The organism is Streptomyces gobiensis (genome assembly GCF_021216675.1).
Classification (GTDB): domain Bacteria; phylum Actinomycetota; class Actinomycetes; order Streptomycetales; family Streptomycetaceae; genus Streptomyces; species Streptomyces gobiensis.
On the sequence record NZ_CP086120.1, the window covers coordinates 2,780,161 to 2,793,693 of the forward strand.

Consider the following 13,533-nt stretch of genomic DNA (forward strand, 5'->3'; position numbering starts at 1 on the left):
AAGCGCAAGAAGCCATCGACATCAATGACTTTGTCTACGCGGCAACGGGCGCACGGGTACGGAGGCTGACGACGCCGGACGGCGAACACTGGTTCCCGGCGGCTGATCTGCTCTCCGAGCTGGGTTGCACCAACCCGACAGCCCGCTCGCCTACGCGATGCCGGATCAGGTCGCCGACGCGATCGTACGGCTGGAGGAGCACAATCTCAGGGTGGACGAGCAGTTCGCCGCATCGCAGAACGAGCTCGTCCAGGCTACGCAGGAGGCCGTCAAAGTCACGCGGGTCACCGCACAAGCCCAGACGGACCTGCTGAAGGTGATGGACCGCATGGCCGGTCGCGCTGCATCTGCTGCCGCTCCTCATCAGCAACGGTGAGGTACGGATGTCCGTGGACTACATCGCCGTGAAATCCGCCATGACCGCACAGCAGACCAGCAGCGCCCTCAGCCTGCTTCGGCAGGTCGGCTGCATCCAGCAGGCGGGCTTCGCGGAGAACGGCAACCCGGTCTACGTACTCGCCCGGACGTAGCCGCCAGCGTATGAAGGGTCCGAAGCCGCAAGCCGAATTTGCGGCTTCGGACCCGGTTCATTTTACGAGCGGTGACCTAGCTCGAATCTATAGTTTGCACATTCCAGCAGGTCAGTTCCTGTGGATAACTCGCCGGGACAGTAGCTCTCACTCCGCGATCGGCAGATACACCCGGTTGCCCGCTGCCGCGAACTCCTCGGACTTCTCCGCCATTCCGGCCTCGATGTCGTCGACGCTGAGATCCCCGCCATGCTCGCGGCGGATGTCGTGCGAGATCTTCATGCTGCAGAACTTCGGCCCGCACATGGAGCAGAAGTGTGCGGTCTTCGCAGGCTCGGCCGGAAGCGTCTCGTCGTGGAACTCACGGGCCGTGTCCGGGTCCAGGGCCAGATTGAACTGGTCCTCCCAGCGGAACTCGAAACGGGCGTCCGAGAGCGCGTCGTCCCAGTCCTGGGCGCCGGGATGGCCCTTGGCCAGGTCCGCCGCATGGGCCGCGATCTTGTAGGTGATGACGCCGGTCTTGACGTCATCGCGGTTCGGCAGGCCCAGATGCTCCTTCGGCGTGACATAGCAGAGCATCGCCGTGCCCCACCAGGCGATCATCGCGGCGCCGATACCACTGGTGATGTGGTCGTAGGCCGGAGCGATGTCCGTCGTCAGGGGGCCGAGGGTGTAGAACGGGGCCTCCTCACAGATCTCCTGCTGGAGGTCGACATTCTCCTTGATCTTGTGCATCGGGACATGGCCCGGGCCCTCGATCATTGTCTGGACATCGTGCGCCTTGGCGATGCGGTTGAGCTCACCGAGGGTGCGCAGCTCGGCGAACTGCGCCTCGTCATTGGCGTCCGCGATGGAGCCGGGGCGCAGGCCGTCACCCAGCGAGAAGGTGATGTCGTACGCCTTGAGGATGTCGCACAGCTCCTCAAAGTGGGTGTAGAGGAAGCTCTCCTTGTGGTGCGCCAGACACCAGGCGGCCATGATTGAGCCGCCGCGCGAGACGATGCCGGTCTTGCGGCGGGCGGTCAGCGGCACATAGCGCAGCAGCACGCCCGCGTGGACGGTCATATAGTCCACGCCCTGCTCGGCCTGCTCAATGATGGTGTCCTTGTAGACCTCCCAGCTCAGCTCCTCGGCCTTGCCGTCCACCTTCTCCAGGGCCTGGTAGAGGGGGACGGTGCCGATCGGCACCGGGGAGTTGCGCAGTACCCACTCACGGGTGGTGTGGATGTTGCGGCCGGTGGAGAGGTCCATGACCGTGTCGGCGCCCCAGTGGGCCGCCCAGGTCATCTTGTCGACCTCTTCCTCGATCGAGGAGGTGACGGCGGAGTTGCCGATGTTGGCGTTGACCTTCACCAGGAAGTTCTTGCCGATGATCATCGGCTCGATCTCCGGGTGATTGACATTGGCCGGGAGGACGGCTCTTCCTGCGGCGATCTCATCGCGGACGAATTCCGGCGAGCAGTTCTCGCGGACCGCGACGTACTCCATCTCGGGGGTGATCTCGCCGCGCTTGGCGTAGGCGAGTTGAGAGACGGCCGCCCCGTCCCGGCCTCGCCGGGGCTGGCGCGGGCGGCCGGGGAAGACCGCGTCGAGGTTCTTCAGGCCTCCGCGCGGCGAGGTGTGCTTGATGCCGTCGTCCTCGGGGCGCAGCTCGCGTCCCGCGTACTCCTCGGTGTCTCCCCGGCTGATAATCCAGTTCTCCCGCAGCGGCGCCAGGCCACGGCGGACGTCGGTATCGATGTTGGGGTCGGTGTACGGACCGGATGTGTCGTACAGCGTCACATCCTTGCCGTTGGTGAGGTGCACTCGCCGCACCGGCACCCGGATGTCCGGGCGCGATCCGCTGACGTATCCCTTGTGCCAGCCGATCTGGGCGGAACCCGTGTCAGATTCCGCAGGCGTGCGTGCATCCTGCATGGTCATGTGACCCACTCCCTACGCCGGCATTACCCGGTAACAGGTTCGGCGGTCGACGCAGCTGTCTCCGTATATACCGATACGGACGTCAGCGCCCTCTCAGCCCCGTGCTCGGAGCTCCCGCGATGTGCAAAAAGGCACCTTTACGTTAGCGGTTCGTCCGGGCGCGGCGCCAGGGGGCCTTGCGATGATCGGTCTGTGGACCACTCACACAGCCATCACCATGGACCCGCTGCCCCCGTATCGAAGCATCTGCGCAAGATCATCGGCGCGGTGCTGATCCCGTTCGCCACGGCGGTGGTGGCCGGCCTGATTGTGCTGTGGCCGGGTGGAGCGCCCGAGCAGGACGAGCAGACCGGGGTCGGCTTCGACCGGCAGATGGAGAAGGCCCGGGTGACCAAGGTGGAGGAGGTGAACTGCAAGGACGTCCACGCACAGCAGCAGAACAACGACGCCGCCACCGATGGTCAGTGCCAGCAGGCGACCGTCGAAGTGACCACCGGCCCGCACCAGGGCCGTACCTTCACCGCCGTCATCACGCCCGATGACACCCGGCGGCTGTCCACGGGACAGAACGTCGTGGTGGCCTACGCGCCACAGGCACCGGAGGAGTTGCAGTACAGCGTCGTCGACGTGGACCGGAATTTCCCGATAATCCTCTTGGCAGTCTTCTTCGCGCTGGTGGTCGTGGCGGTGGGACGGCTACGTGGTGTACTGGCGCTGGTAGGTCTGGCGATCACCTTCGCGGTGCTGACGCTCTTTATCCTGCCCGCGATTCTGCAGGGCTCGAATCCGCTGGTGGTCGCGGTGGTCGGGGGCAGCACGATCATGCTGGTGACGCTGTATCTGTGCCATGGCCTCACCGCGCGCACCTCGGTGGCGGTGCTGGGCACCCTGATTTCGCTGGTGCTGATCGGGCTGCTCGGCTCGCTGTTCATCGCCTGGGCGAAGCTGACGGGCAACACAAATGACCAGACGGCGCTGGTGCACAGTCTCTATCCGGATATCGAGATCCGCGGCGTGCTGCTGGCCAGTGTGCTGATCGGCTCGCTGGGTGTGCTGGACGATGTGACGGTCACTCAGACCTCTGCGGTGTGGGAGCTGAAGCAGGCCGATCCCACGGCGACTTGGCGCACGCTCTACACCTCGGCGATGCGGATCGGCCGCGATCACATCGCGTCCGTGGTCAACACCCTGGTGCTGGCCTACGCGGGCGCGGCGCTGCCGCTGCTGCTGCTCTTCTCGGTCGCCCAGGCCAGTGTGAGCACCGTCGCGACCAGCGAACTGGTCGCGGAGGAAATCGTACGCACCCTGGTCGGCTCGATCGGCCTGGTCGCCTCGGTCCCGGTCACGACGGGCCTGGCGGCCCTGGTCGTCTCCACGGGTCTGAGCGGCACGGAACCGTCCGGCCCCAGCGGCCGGGGAAGGCGGCGCCGGGCGAAACGGTAGGAGCCCGGGGCGGGCTGGTCTGGGCTGGGCTGGGCTGGGCTAGGGCGTTTGGCTGGTGAGAATCTTGGTCAGTTCCGCGTCAATGTCCTCAAAGACCGCCTCTTGGCCGATCGGGACAATACGGTCCGTACGGTCCAGGAAGGCGACGATCGGAGGCGCGCTGGCGCGGAAGAGGGCCTGTTCCTGGCCGACTTGAAGCTGGATATGGAGGTCACCCAGATATTCGGCGGCGACCGGGCGGATGTGCACATCGCCCTCGCCAGCCGGGTGGCTGATGCCGTCGATCAGCAGTTCACGGCTGAAGACCCAGGTGACGGGCGCGTCGCCGGGCAGGCTGAAGGTGAGCCGGACCGCGTAAGGATCACCGGCGTCGTAGTCGAGCCCCACCGGAATACGGAAGGAGAGCTCGTCCGAGGCGAGAAAGTTCATTGCGATGTGTGCCTGAACCGTGTCACTCATGCAACTGACCCCGTTTCCTTGCAGCTGGAAGCTCCACAACCGTGCGTTTTCACATCAGATGCTGCGCTATATGCGAGCGTAGCCGATGTGTCACACTCCGCAGTTGATGGGCGTGCCCAAAAAAGCAAAGAAACCGCCGCACAGACGACTTGGCTGACGGCTGTCAGCACGCTGCGGGCTTCTGCACCGGCTCACCCGGACGGCGGAGCGCGAGCCGGTGCCACACACAACCGACGGGCTGTCTACCAGTTGCTGCTGGAGGACGACGTCATGAACTTCCGTACGACGAAGACCAGCGCCGCGACGATCGCGGCGAACAGCAGCACCTTGAAGAGCAGGCCCACCAGGATAGCCAGGAGCCAGGTGACAACCTTGAAGACGATCAGCGCGACCACGATGATCCCGACCCACTTCACCCACGACGGCATCCCCGCGAAGGTCTCCTTTGTGCTCATGCTCAGTCCCTGCTTCCCGTTTCCGCCGGATGGTGGCCCGATTCCGCCTTCGATGCTAGGCGGTGCCAAAGCACCGCGGGAGTGCCACCGCCCCCGGTCCTCCCCTGACCGGACCCCTAAGGGAGCTGCCGCGGCGCCTCAGCTCTCCGGAGGAGAGAAGACCACCATGACGCGCAGATCCTCGGTGATGTGGTGGAACTTATGCGGTACCCCGGCCGGCACATAGACCACGCTGCCCCGCGCCACCGGCGTTGTCTCATCGCCCACCGTGATCGATGCGCGGCCGCTGACCACGAAATACACCTCGTCCTGACGGTGCGGCCGCTGCGGATCCTGGGCGCCCTTGTCCAGCGCGTAGAGCCCGACCGACATGTTCCGTTCCCGCAGAAACTGCAGATACGCACCATCGTTGGCGGCCCGCTCCGCCTCCAGCTCCTCCAGCCGGAACGCTTTCATCTCCGCTGCCCCCTGCCCTGTCCCCGGTCATTTCTGGAACGATCTCACCCATGAAGAGTTTCCTCATCAAAACGATCGCCAACGCGATCGCCCTGGCGGTCGCCGTCTGGCTGCTGAGCGACATCACGCTCACCGGCGATGACACCACCAGCAGGACCATCACCCTGATCCTCGTCGCCCTGATCTTCGGGGTGGTGAACTACGTGGTCAAGCCGATCGCGAAGCTTCTCTCCTTCCCCGTGCTCGTCCTCACGCTCGGCCTGTTCGCACTGGTGATCAATGCGCTGATGCTGCTGCTCACCTCCTGGCTCGCCGACAAGCTGGACATCGGCTTCCATGTGGAGGGCTTCGGCACCGCGGTACTCGGCGGCTTGATCATCGCCATCGTCTCCTGGGCGGTGAGCATGGTTCTGCCCGACGACAGGTAACCACCACACGCACCCAACGCGATCACGGATGATGGGACGCATGCCCGCCGCTGAATCATCTGCGTCCCCCACGTCACCCGCGTCCCCTCACCCGTATCGCGTCTGCTTCGTCTGTACCGGCAACATCTGCCGCTCCCCGATGGCCGCCTCCGTGTTCCAGTCCCGCATCGCGAAGGCCGGGCTCGACGGCCAGGTCGAGGCCGACAGCGCGGGCACCGGCGGCTGGCATGCCGGCGACAGCGCTGACCCGCGCACAGCCGCCACCCTCACCGCGGCCGGATACGATCCAACCCACGCCGCACGCCAGTTCCGTTCCGACTGGTTCGACCGGCTGGACCTGGTGATCGCCCTCGACCGGGGCCATGAGCGTGAGCTGCGCCGGATGGCCCCCAGCGCCGCCGATGCCGACAAGGTGCGGCTGCTGCGCTCCTACGACCCACAGGCCTGCGGGGACCTCGATGTTCCCGATCCCTACTACGGTGGACGCGGGCTCTTCGACACCGTCCTGGCGCAGGTCGAGGCCGCGGTGCCGGGCCTGCTCAACGCCGTACGGAAAGAGCTCGAGAACCGATGACCGAACCGATGACCGGTGATGGGACGAGGGCCGTACGGGCCGGACTGCCGCCCAGCGACCCGTATGCGCCACCGCTGCCCGGGCCCGTGTTCGCGGCGCACTACCATCTGCCCGGCGATCCGGCCGAGGCACCGTACACCTATGGCCGGGACGGGAACCCGACCTGGACCGCGCTGGAACGGGCCATCGCCGAGCTGGAGGACCCCGGCGGCGCCGCCCAGGCGGTGGCCTTCGCCTCCGGGATGGCCGCGATCTCAGCGGTACTGCTCTCCCAGGTGCGGCAGGGCGACATCGTCGTCCTGCCCAGCGACGGCTACAACCTGCTGATCCCACTGCGCGAGCGGCTGGAAGGCTACGGCGCGAAGGTCCGTACGGTCGCGACCGGCAGCCGTGAGCAGTTCGAGGCCCTGGAAGGGGCCGCTATGGTGTGGCTGGAGACCCCCTCCAACCCGGGCCTGGCCGTCTGCGACATCCGTGCCCTGACCGAGGCCGCGCACCGGCAGGGCGCGCTGGTCGCCGTCGACAACACCCTCGCCACCCCGCTCGGCCAGCGCCCGCTGTCGCTCGGCGCCGACTTCGCGGTGGCCAGCGGCACCAAGGCGCTCACCGGGCACGGCGACATCCTGCTCGGCTACGCCGTCTGCCGGGACCGGGAGCGGGCCGATACCGTCCGCCACTGGCGCAAGATCGTCGGGGCCATCCCCGGCCCCATGGAGGCCTGGCTCGCCCACCGCAGCCTCGCCACCCTCCAGCTGCGGGTGGACCGGCAGGCCAGCACCGCGCTGACGGTCGCGCAAGCACTGAAGCAGCACCCCGAAGTGGCCGGACTGCGGCACCCCGGACTGCCGGACGACCCCGCACACGCGCTGGCCATACGGCAGATGCGCCGCTTCGGCTGCGTCATCTCCTTCACGCTGCCGGACCAGGCGTATGCCGAGCGCTTCCTGGCCGCCCTGCGGATCATCGGCGAAGCGACCAGTTTCGGCGGGGTACGCAGCACCGCCGAGCGGCGGGGCCGCTGGGACGGGGCCTACCGGGACGCGGTTCCGGACGGCTTTGTCCGGCTCTCGGTCGGGGCCGAGGACCCCGAGGACCTGGTGGCCGATGTGCTGCACGCGCTAGCCGCCGCGCGAGCGCAGGAGTGAACAAGCGGGCGGTTTGGAACTCCCCCCTCCCGCTCCAAACCGCCCACACACGACGCGCTTACCAGCGCGCCAAACCAGGCTAGTTGACCCTGCGTGGGTGTCCAATCACCGTATCGACACCTGCCTATAGGCTTATTTATCATTGATGAGCCGTCAGTGAACGCGGGGACAGGCATACCGTCCGGAGGGGACATGGACCTGGCCCTGTTACGCACGTTCCTCACCGTCTACCGAGCTGGCTCATTCACCCGCGCCGCCCCACTGCTGGGCCTCTCCCAGCCGGCCATCACCGGCCAGATCCGCTCGCTGGAACGGCAGTTAGGCCGCCCGCTCTTCATCCGTGGCGCCCGTGGCGTCACCCCCACCACAGTCGCCGAGGAGCTGGCCCACAAGGCCGCCCCGCATCTCGACGCCCTGCTGGCCATCACCGAAGCCGACCTGGACGCCACCTCCCCCACCCGCACCCTGCACCTCACCGGACCACCGGAGTTCACCGGTCTGCGCGCCATGCCCGCGCTCGCCCCCCTCGCAGCCCAGGGCGTCGCACTGCGCGCCTCCTTCGGCTCCGCCGAGGAGTGCCTCACCGGCCTCGCCGCCGGCCACCACGACCTGGCCATCACCACCGCCCGCCCGCGCGGCGAGGAACTGGCCGCCACCCCGCTCTGCGACGAGGAGCACGTCCTGGTCACCGCCCCCCGCTGGGCCGCCCGGCTCGGCGGCCCAGCGGTCGTACACGCCAAGGGCGCACCGGCGCTGGACGGTGTCCCGGTCATCGGCGTACACGAGACGCTGCCGCTGCTCACCCACTACTGGAACACGGTCTTCGACAGCGCCCCGGACCGCTCCGGCGCCATCGTCGTACCCGACCTGCGCGCCGTCCTGGAGTGCGTCACAACGGGCGCCGGACTCGCCGTACTGCCCCGCTATCTATGCCGCGCCGCCCTGGACAGCGGGGAGGTGGTGGCCCTGCTGGACCCACCGGTACCACCGCTGCGCACGTACTTTCTGGCCATCCGGGCCGGGACGCTCGCGCTGCCGCATATCGCCCGGGCTCATGAGTGGCTGCTGCGGGCCGCCGTGCACTGGTGAGGTTTCATTCACCCGGCCATGCGGGAGATCACAGTCATGGCCGAAGAACGTCCCGTGGTCAAACGCACCGCCCGCGCCATCCTGCTGGACAGCGACGCCGCCGGCTCCCCCGAGATGATCCTGATCAAACGCACCAAGCCCGGCCACGAACCGTACTGGATCACCCCTGGTGGCGGGGTGGAGCCAGCGGACGAGACCGTCATCGCGGCACTGCACCGCGAGGTCGACGAGGAGCTTGGCGCGAAGGTGACCGATGTCGTCCCCGCCTTCGTCGACACCGTCCACGGCTCCCCCTACCAACCCGCACATGGCGTGACGGTGCAGCACTTCTTCGTCTGCCGCCTCGCCTCCATGGACCTCACCCGCCGCCATGGCCCGGAGGTCGACGAGCCGCTGGGTGAATACGAGATCGTCCGCATCCCCTTCACCCGCGCCGGAGTGACCTCGGTCGAAGTCGTCCCGCCCGCACTCCGGGCCTACCTGTCAGAGAACATCGAAGGCATCCAAGCCCTCCTGGCCCCCGACCTCGGCTAACCAGGTGTTGCGGGCACTCGGTCTCCCCCAGAGGCACCCGGCCCCCGGGGCCAAGCCTCGCCACACGGCGGACCCGCACCCCGGCGAGCCGGGAAAGGGCTAGCCGAACCAGCCCTGGAAGGAGGCGCGTTCGTCGGCCGCCTTCCGCCGCCGCGCCTCCGCCTCCGCAAGCACCCGCTCAGCCTCCTCCCGCCAGGACAACGCCGACTGCTCCGGGCTCACCGGAGCCTGAGGCGCAGCCGCAGGAACAGGAACGGGAACGGGAACGGACCTCCCCGCCCCTTGGTCCCCGTGATCCCGGGCAACGCCAAAAAAGTCGCCGCCCTTGCGCTTGTAGTCATCGGTCCCCCACTCCCGCGCAGCCCGCTTAGGCGCCAACTGCAGATGCGGAATGTGCTTCGCGCAGTGGACGTACGCCTCCTCGACCTCGACCCGCACCCACAGCTCCGCCCGCCGCCCCGGTGCCGGATCGACCGGGAGATCCGGGTGGGCGGCGCGTATCTCCGCATCCTCCAAGATCTCCGCACGGCCGTTGATGTGCAGGCCGATCCGGGCCCGCAGGAAGTCAATCAGCAGAATGCCGAGTCGCGGATTCTCCTGGATATTGCCCAGGCTGGCGTGCACACCATTGCCCCGGTACTCGGGATAGGCGAGCGTCCGCTCGTCCAGAACCTGAAGAAATCCGGGCGGACCGGCCCGGAAGCTGCTGTCACACTCACCGTTCTGGTCGGCGGTGGCCAGAAAAAACATCTCCTGACGCTGGGTGAACTCCCGCATCCGCTCATTGAGATGGTCGAGCATCTGCTCGTCATAGAAGCGGTCCGCGCGCTCCGTGGAGCCGAGCCGCTCCTGGAGAACATGCTCGCCCGTACTGCCTGGGCGGGTGATGAGCTGGTCTTCTTCCACTTCTGCTGCCGCTCCTTCCACATATCAGTCTCCTGCCGCGGCCAACTCTTCCAGGGAATCGTGCCTTATGCGGTGGCTGGGAATACCGACTCCCTGCAGGGCGTCCACACCGCTGCGGATCAATCCAGGTGGCCCGGACACATAGCCGTCGTACGCGGTCCAGCGTCCCGACTGGCGTACCGCATCCGGCAATTGACCGGTGAGACCGGCGGCCCGGATCGGACAGCCATCGGCGACAACAGGGCGCACCGACAGCCAGGGATGCCGTTGGCCCAGCCGCAGCATCGTTTCCAGATCGTAGAGATCCTCATCACGGCGGGCCCCGTAGAAGACATCGACCAGCCGGGCCCGGCTGGACTCCGAGTGCGCCGCGACATCCTCGATCAGCGCCTTGATGGGTGCGATGCCGGTGCCGCCGCCAAGGCAGAGCAGACCGTTGTCCGTCTGATGGTCGAGCGTCATCGAGCCCGTGGGGGGCCCGAGCCGGACCACATCGCCGGGACGGGCGCGGTTGACCAGGGCGCTGGAGACCCAGCCCGCCGGTACGGCTTTGACATGGAAGGTCAGCAGCCCGTCCGGGCGCGGCGCGGTGGCGAAGGAGTAGTGCCGCCACACCCGTGGCCACCAGGGTGTCTCAATGCTGGTGTACTGGCCCGCGAGAAAGGGATAGGGCTGGTCGGGCCGTACGGTGATGATCGCGATGTCCCGGGTGCGCGGCTCATGCCGGACGATCTCCGCCTGCCACCACGCGGGTGCCCGCCGCTCATCCTCGGCGGCCGCGTCGATCATGATCTGGGAAATCGCGGTGTATGCCCGGACCCAGGCGGCCTCGGTCTGCGGGGACCAACTATGGTGCGCGTACCGGGTGAGCGCGCTGATCAGGCACTCACCGACGATCGGGTAGTGCTCGGGGCGGGTGCCGTATTTGCGGTGGCCGCGGCCGAGGCCCGACAGGTACTCGGTCAACACCTCAGCGTTATCGACATGCTGGGCGGCGGTGAGCAACGCCTTGAACAACCGGTCACGCTGGGTATCCATGGCGGCCGGAAAAAGATCGCGCAGCTGGGGCTGCTGGACGAAGAGGAGCGCGTAGAAGTATGCGGTGACCGCGTCGGCGACCGGCTCGATCTCGGCCATCGTACGGCGGATAAGGAGGGCATCCGGGGAAGGCTCGGCGCTTGGGCCCGTCTGGGCAGTCGGGGCGCTCGGGGCGCTCGGTTGAGTCGAGGCATCTGGTTCCGGGTGCCGTGTGCCTGGGCCGAACCAGCCCCAGTCACCACCGTTGCCGTTGTCTCCGGCGGGTATGCCGTTATCAGCCGACGTGGTGGTCATGATCTGTCTCGCCTCGTACGTCTTCCGGTCGGTCCATGCACTTCCGAAGTCAGAATGTGCCCGTGTTTCCCTCGACTTCTTTATGTCCTGGCCCACCGCGCATTCCAAGGTCAGGGACGGCTGCTCGGCTGAGCGCTGCGGCGTCATGCGAGGTCGACCATACCGTTACGGCATGAATGCACAAGTCCCGGACTGCAGTATTGGGAATTCCATGACCCACTACCCGGAGTACGGAAATTACCGGTCGTAACGGCCATATACTCACGACCGACTACACCGTGATACTCCCGGTGGCAGACGCCGGACAAGCCACGAAGCGCGAGCCTGCGCTCCCCTCGGTACGCACTGGCCACCCAGAGCCCTGGGGGCTTGCCCCGGCGTGGTGACGGCCGCTCCGAAACCGCCAGCACAGGCTAGGCGATTGTCGTACCAGCCGGGGTCATACGGCAGTTCCACACGGGCGCTGAGGCGGCCCAGGCACTCGTCGCGATGCCGATGGGGGCCGGGGCCGGGCCACCCTGCCGGGCGGCAAGGAGACACACCCGCTGCCGTGGGCAGAGTGACGGGGGTTCAGCCTGGGCGCAGCACCTGAAGCCGGGTCCCGGCGCTCCATGCCTCCAGCAGGCCCCGATGGACGGCGGTGACGCCGTGCTTAGCGGCCAGGTCGAGTGCGGCGGGGCTGAAGAGGGACGTGGTCACGAAGAGCGCGACATCGGCCTCGTACTCGACCTTGGCCATGCCGATGAACTTCTGCATCTCACCGGACTCCACCTTGCGATGCGGCGCGAAATGCTTGCACTGCACGACCAGCAACCGGCCATCAGCAGTCCGGCAGACGAGGTCGGCGCTCAGATCGCTGTTTGCGCTGGTGTTGGCGACGCTGACACAGCCATCCCGTCGGCACAGCCCGGCGATATGGTCCTCGAACTCCCGCCACGTCATGGCGTCCATGGCCGCCATACCGCCCGTGGCGGTCCACATCCGCTGGACCCGCTTGACCTGATTGATTTCCTCACGGAGCTCGCTGAGCTGACGACGCTGCTCGCTGTCGGACTGGATGGTGAGGTTGAGCAGCGGGACCACGGACTTGCCAACGACGGTACGCACGGCGTCCTCCGCGATCTGGACCGTGCGCTCGTCCGTGATCTGTGACAGATGCTCTGCGACCATCCGCGCGATGTGCTCGTCCAGCCATGCGGCAAGGCTGTGGACCAAGTTATCCACAGGCGGGTGGGAGTGTGCGGCTCGGTGGCGCTCTTCGGCGTCGAGAAGGTGTGTACGTACCTGACGTGCGACTTCGCTGTCGCGTAGCAGCATCGCGACATTGAGAACGGCTCGCCGGGAGAAGATCGCATATGAGCGGACTCGCGGATCGATCCCACAGAGGTCCTTGAAGGACCTCAGTTCTGGACCTGACAAAAGCCAGTACCCGTTGGACTCCAGTTCGTCGCGGTGGTCCTTCACGAGAGACTTAATGGCTTCGACACCCACTTCGAAGTAAGCGGCGAGGCCGGCCGTCGACGTATGCCGGTCGTCCGGCAGCAGTTCCAGCTTCTTGACCTTGTCAAGGACTTCCGTACGCTCCACCACGCTCTCGCGCAGCGTCTTCGACTCCAGCAGCACGCCTTCGTGCACCATGCGCTTCCCCTCCCAGCGAGTCATACCCAACACGGGATGGCGACGCTGATGACCCACCCCCAATAGGGCAACGAGTCAGCACGTATGAAGACACGACCGACTTGCGTGCTTGTGTACGAGCCATGCGCGCCGTATGTGCTCCGGCATAGGGTGCCGATCATGAGTGACCTCACGATCCGGCGTGCGAGCGCTGATGACGTGCCCGCCATCGTCGCCATGCTCGCCGATGACCATCTGGGGGCCCAGCGCGAGACACCCGGTGAGCTCGCCCCTTATCAGGCAGCGTTCGAGCAGATCGACGGAGATCCCCAGCAGCGTCTGGTCATCGCTGAACGCGATGGGCGCACCGTTGGCACGCTCCAGCTCACGGTCATCCCGGGCCTGTCCCGGCAGGGCGCCGCCCGCGCGCTCATCGAGGGTGTACGGGTGCACGCCGATGAGCGTGGCACGGGACTCGGCACCGATCTGATTGAGTGGGCAATCGAGGAATCCCGGCGGCTGAAGTGCGCGATGGTCCAGCTCACTTCGGACGCGACACGAGTTGACGCCCATCGCTTCTATGAGCGGCTCGGCTTTGCGGCCTCACACCTCGGCTTCAAGATGATGCTCTGAGCCAGTCGG

At 66.8% G+C, this 13,533-nt stretch carries 16 protein-coding genes; 9 read left to right on the top strand and 7 right to left on the bottom strand.

Features of this window, described 5'->3' with window-relative positions:
* Positions 1-157: 157 nt before the first annotated feature.
* Both test1122_RS26690 and test1122_RS26695 read left to right on the top strand, forming a co-directional pair.
* Positions 158-376 carry a hypothetical protein gene (locus tag test1122_RS26690; RefSeq protein ID WP_338423534.1) on the top strand — a complete coding sequence of 73 codons (219 nt, stop codon included), beginning with the start codon at positions 158-160 and terminating at the stop codon, positions 374-376.
* A 7-nt stretch (positions 377-383) separates the two neighbouring features.
* Positions 384-530 (top strand): CBS domain-containing protein, encoded by a 147-nt coding sequence (locus tag test1122_RS26695; RefSeq protein ID WP_338423535.1) that lies wholly within the window; start codon positions 384-386, stop codon positions 528-530.
* A 147-nt stretch (positions 531-677) separates the two neighbouring features.
* Here test1122_RS26695 and thiC read toward each other — a convergent pair whose 3' ends face one another.
* Entirely contained in the window at positions 678-2,453 is a 1,776-nt protein-coding gene (gene thiC / locus test1122_RS12825) for a phosphomethylpyrimidine synthase ThiC (RefSeq protein WP_277879824.1), read from the bottom strand.
* Positions 2,454-2,645: 192 nt separating this feature from the next.
* Here thiC and test1122_RS12830 point away from each other — a divergent pair, with 192 nt between their 5' ends.
* Positions 2,646-3,896, top strand: coding sequence for a YibE/F family protein (locus tag test1122_RS12830; protein WP_232269301.1), 1,251 nt, complete (start codon positions 2,646-2,648; stop codon positions 3,894-3,896).
* Positions 3,897-3,935: 39 nt separating this feature from the next.
* Here test1122_RS12830 and test1122_RS12835 read toward each other — a convergent pair whose 3' ends face one another.
* From test1122_RS12835 to test1122_RS12845, 3 genes are all read right to left on the bottom strand, one after another.
* Complete coding sequence (locus test1122_RS12835; protein WP_232269302.1) at positions 3,936-4,355, bottom strand: SsgA family sporulation/cell division regulator; 420 nt, start codon at positions 4,353-4,355, stop codon at positions 3,936-3,938.
* 242 nt (positions 4,356-4,597) lie between these two features.
* Positions 4,598-4,810 (bottom strand): DUF5326 family protein, encoded by a 213-nt coding sequence (locus test1122_RS12840; RefSeq protein WP_232269303.1) that lies wholly within the window; start codon positions 4,808-4,810, stop codon positions 4,598-4,600.
* 138 nt (positions 4,811-4,948) lie between these two features.
* Positions 4,949-5,266 carry a cupin domain-containing protein gene (locus tag test1122_RS12845; protein WP_232269304.1) on the bottom strand — a complete coding sequence of 106 codons (318 nt, stop codon included), beginning with the start codon at positions 5,264-5,266 and terminating at the stop codon, positions 4,949-4,951.
* 50 nt (positions 5,267-5,316) lie between these two features.
* Here test1122_RS12845 and test1122_RS12850 point away from each other — a divergent pair, with 50 nt between their 5' ends.
* From test1122_RS12850 to test1122_RS12870, 5 genes are all read left to right on the top strand, one after another.
* On the top strand, positions 5,317-5,694 hold the full coding sequence (locus tag test1122_RS12850) for a phage holin family protein (RefSeq protein ID WP_232269305.1): 378 nt from the start codon (positions 5,317-5,319) through the stop codon (positions 5,692-5,694).
* A 139-nt stretch (positions 5,695-5,833) separates the two neighbouring features.
* Complete coding sequence (locus test1122_RS12855) at positions 5,834-6,268, top strand: low molecular weight protein-tyrosine-phosphatase (RefSeq protein WP_422396976.1); 435 nt, start codon at positions 5,834-5,836, stop codon at positions 6,266-6,268.
* A complete protein-coding gene (locus test1122_RS12860) occupies positions 6,265-7,413 on the top strand; it encodes a cystathionine gamma-lyase (RefSeq protein ID WP_232269307.1) in 1,149 nt (382 codons plus the stop codon). Before test1122_RS12855 ends, test1122_RS12860 begins: the two co-directional genes overlap by 4 nt.
* Before the next feature lie 192 nt (positions 7,414-7,605).
* Positions 7,606-8,502, top strand: a complete 897-nt coding sequence (locus tag test1122_RS12865; protein ID WP_232269308.1) for a LysR family transcriptional regulator — start codon at positions 7,606-7,608, stop codon at positions 8,500-8,502.
* 36 nt (positions 8,503-8,538) lie between these two features.
* Positions 8,539-9,036, top strand: coding sequence for an NUDIX domain-containing protein (locus test1122_RS12870; RefSeq protein WP_232269309.1), 498 nt, complete (start codon positions 8,539-8,541; stop codon positions 9,034-9,036).
* 99 nt (positions 9,037-9,135) lie between these two features.
* Here the strand turns inward: test1122_RS12870 and test1122_RS12875 are convergent, their stop codons facing one another.
* The 3 genes from test1122_RS12875 to test1122_RS12885 all read right to left on the bottom strand — a co-directional run bounded on the left by test1122_RS12875 (position 9,136) and on the right by test1122_RS12885 (position 12,936).
* Positions 9,136-9,942, bottom strand: coding sequence for a pyridoxamine 5'-phosphate oxidase family protein (locus test1122_RS12875; protein WP_232269310.1), 807 nt, complete (start codon positions 9,940-9,942; stop codon positions 9,136-9,138).
* Between the two features lie 24 nt (positions 9,943-9,966).
* Entirely contained in the window at positions 9,967-11,274 is a 1,308-nt protein-coding gene (locus test1122_RS12880; protein WP_232269311.1) for a globin domain-containing protein, read from the bottom strand.
* Between the two features lie 570 nt (positions 11,275-11,844).
* Complete coding sequence (locus test1122_RS12885) at positions 11,845-12,936, bottom strand: restriction endonuclease (protein WP_232269312.1); 1,092 nt, start codon at positions 12,934-12,936, stop codon at positions 11,845-11,847.
* A 135-nt stretch (positions 12,937-13,071) separates the two neighbouring features.
* Between test1122_RS12885 and test1122_RS12890 the strand changes: the two genes are divergently transcribed.
* Positions 13,072-13,524 (top strand): GNAT family N-acetyltransferase, encoded by a 453-nt coding sequence (locus test1122_RS12890; RefSeq protein ID WP_232269313.1) that lies wholly within the window; start codon positions 13,072-13,074, stop codon positions 13,522-13,524.
* Positions 13,525-13,533 lie beyond the last annotated feature (9 nt).

Coding starts and splice junctions, on each gene's coding strand:
- test1122_RS26690 (WP_338423534.1), top strand. CDS start 158: ATGCCGGATCAGGTCGCCGACGCGATCGTACGGCTGGAGGAGCACAAT.
- test1122_RS26695 (WP_338423535.1), top strand. CDS start 384: ATGTCCGTGGACTACATCGCCGTGAAATCCGCCATGACCGCACAGCAG.
- thiC (WP_277879824.1), bottom strand. CDS start 2,453: ATGACCATGCAGGATGCACGCACGCCTGCGGAATCTGACACGGGTTCC.
- test1122_RS12835 (WP_232269302.1), bottom strand. CDS start 4,355: ATGAGTGACACGGTTCAGGCACACATCGCAATGAACTTTCTCGCCTCG.
- test1122_RS12840 (WP_232269303.1), bottom strand. CDS start 4,810: ATGAGCACAAAGGAGACCTTCGCGGGGATGCCGTCGTGGGTGAAGTGG.
- test1122_RS12845 (WP_232269304.1), bottom strand. CDS start 5,266: ATGAAAGCGTTCCGGCTGGAGGAGCTGGAGGCGGAGCGGGCCGCCAAC.
- test1122_RS12850 (WP_232269305.1), top strand. CDS start 5,317: ATGAAGAGTTTCCTCATCAAAACGATCGCCAACGCGATCGCCCTGGCG.
- test1122_RS12855 (WP_422396976.1), top strand. CDS start 5,834: ATGGCCGCCTCCGTGTTCCAGTCCCGCATCGCGAAGGCCGGGCTCGAC.
- test1122_RS12860 (WP_232269307.1), top strand. CDS start 6,265: ATGACCGAACCGATGACCGGTGATGGGACGAGGGCCGTACGGGCCGGA.
- test1122_RS12865 (WP_232269308.1), top strand. CDS start 7,606: ATGGACCTGGCCCTGTTACGCACGTTCCTCACCGTCTACCGAGCTGGC.
- test1122_RS12870 (WP_232269309.1), top strand. CDS start 8,539: ATGGCCGAAGAACGTCCCGTGGTCAAACGCACCGCCCGCGCCATCCTG.
- test1122_RS12880 (WP_232269311.1), bottom strand. CDS start 11,274: ATGACCACCACGTCGGCTGATAACGGCATACCCGCCGGAGACAACGGC.
- test1122_RS12885 (WP_232269312.1), bottom strand. CDS start 12,936: ATGACTCGCTGGGAGGGGAAGCGCATGGTGCACGAAGGCGTGCTGCTG.
- test1122_RS12890 (WP_232269313.1), top strand. CDS start 13,072: ATGAGTGACCTCACGATCCGGCGTGCGAGCGCTGATGACGTGCCCGCC.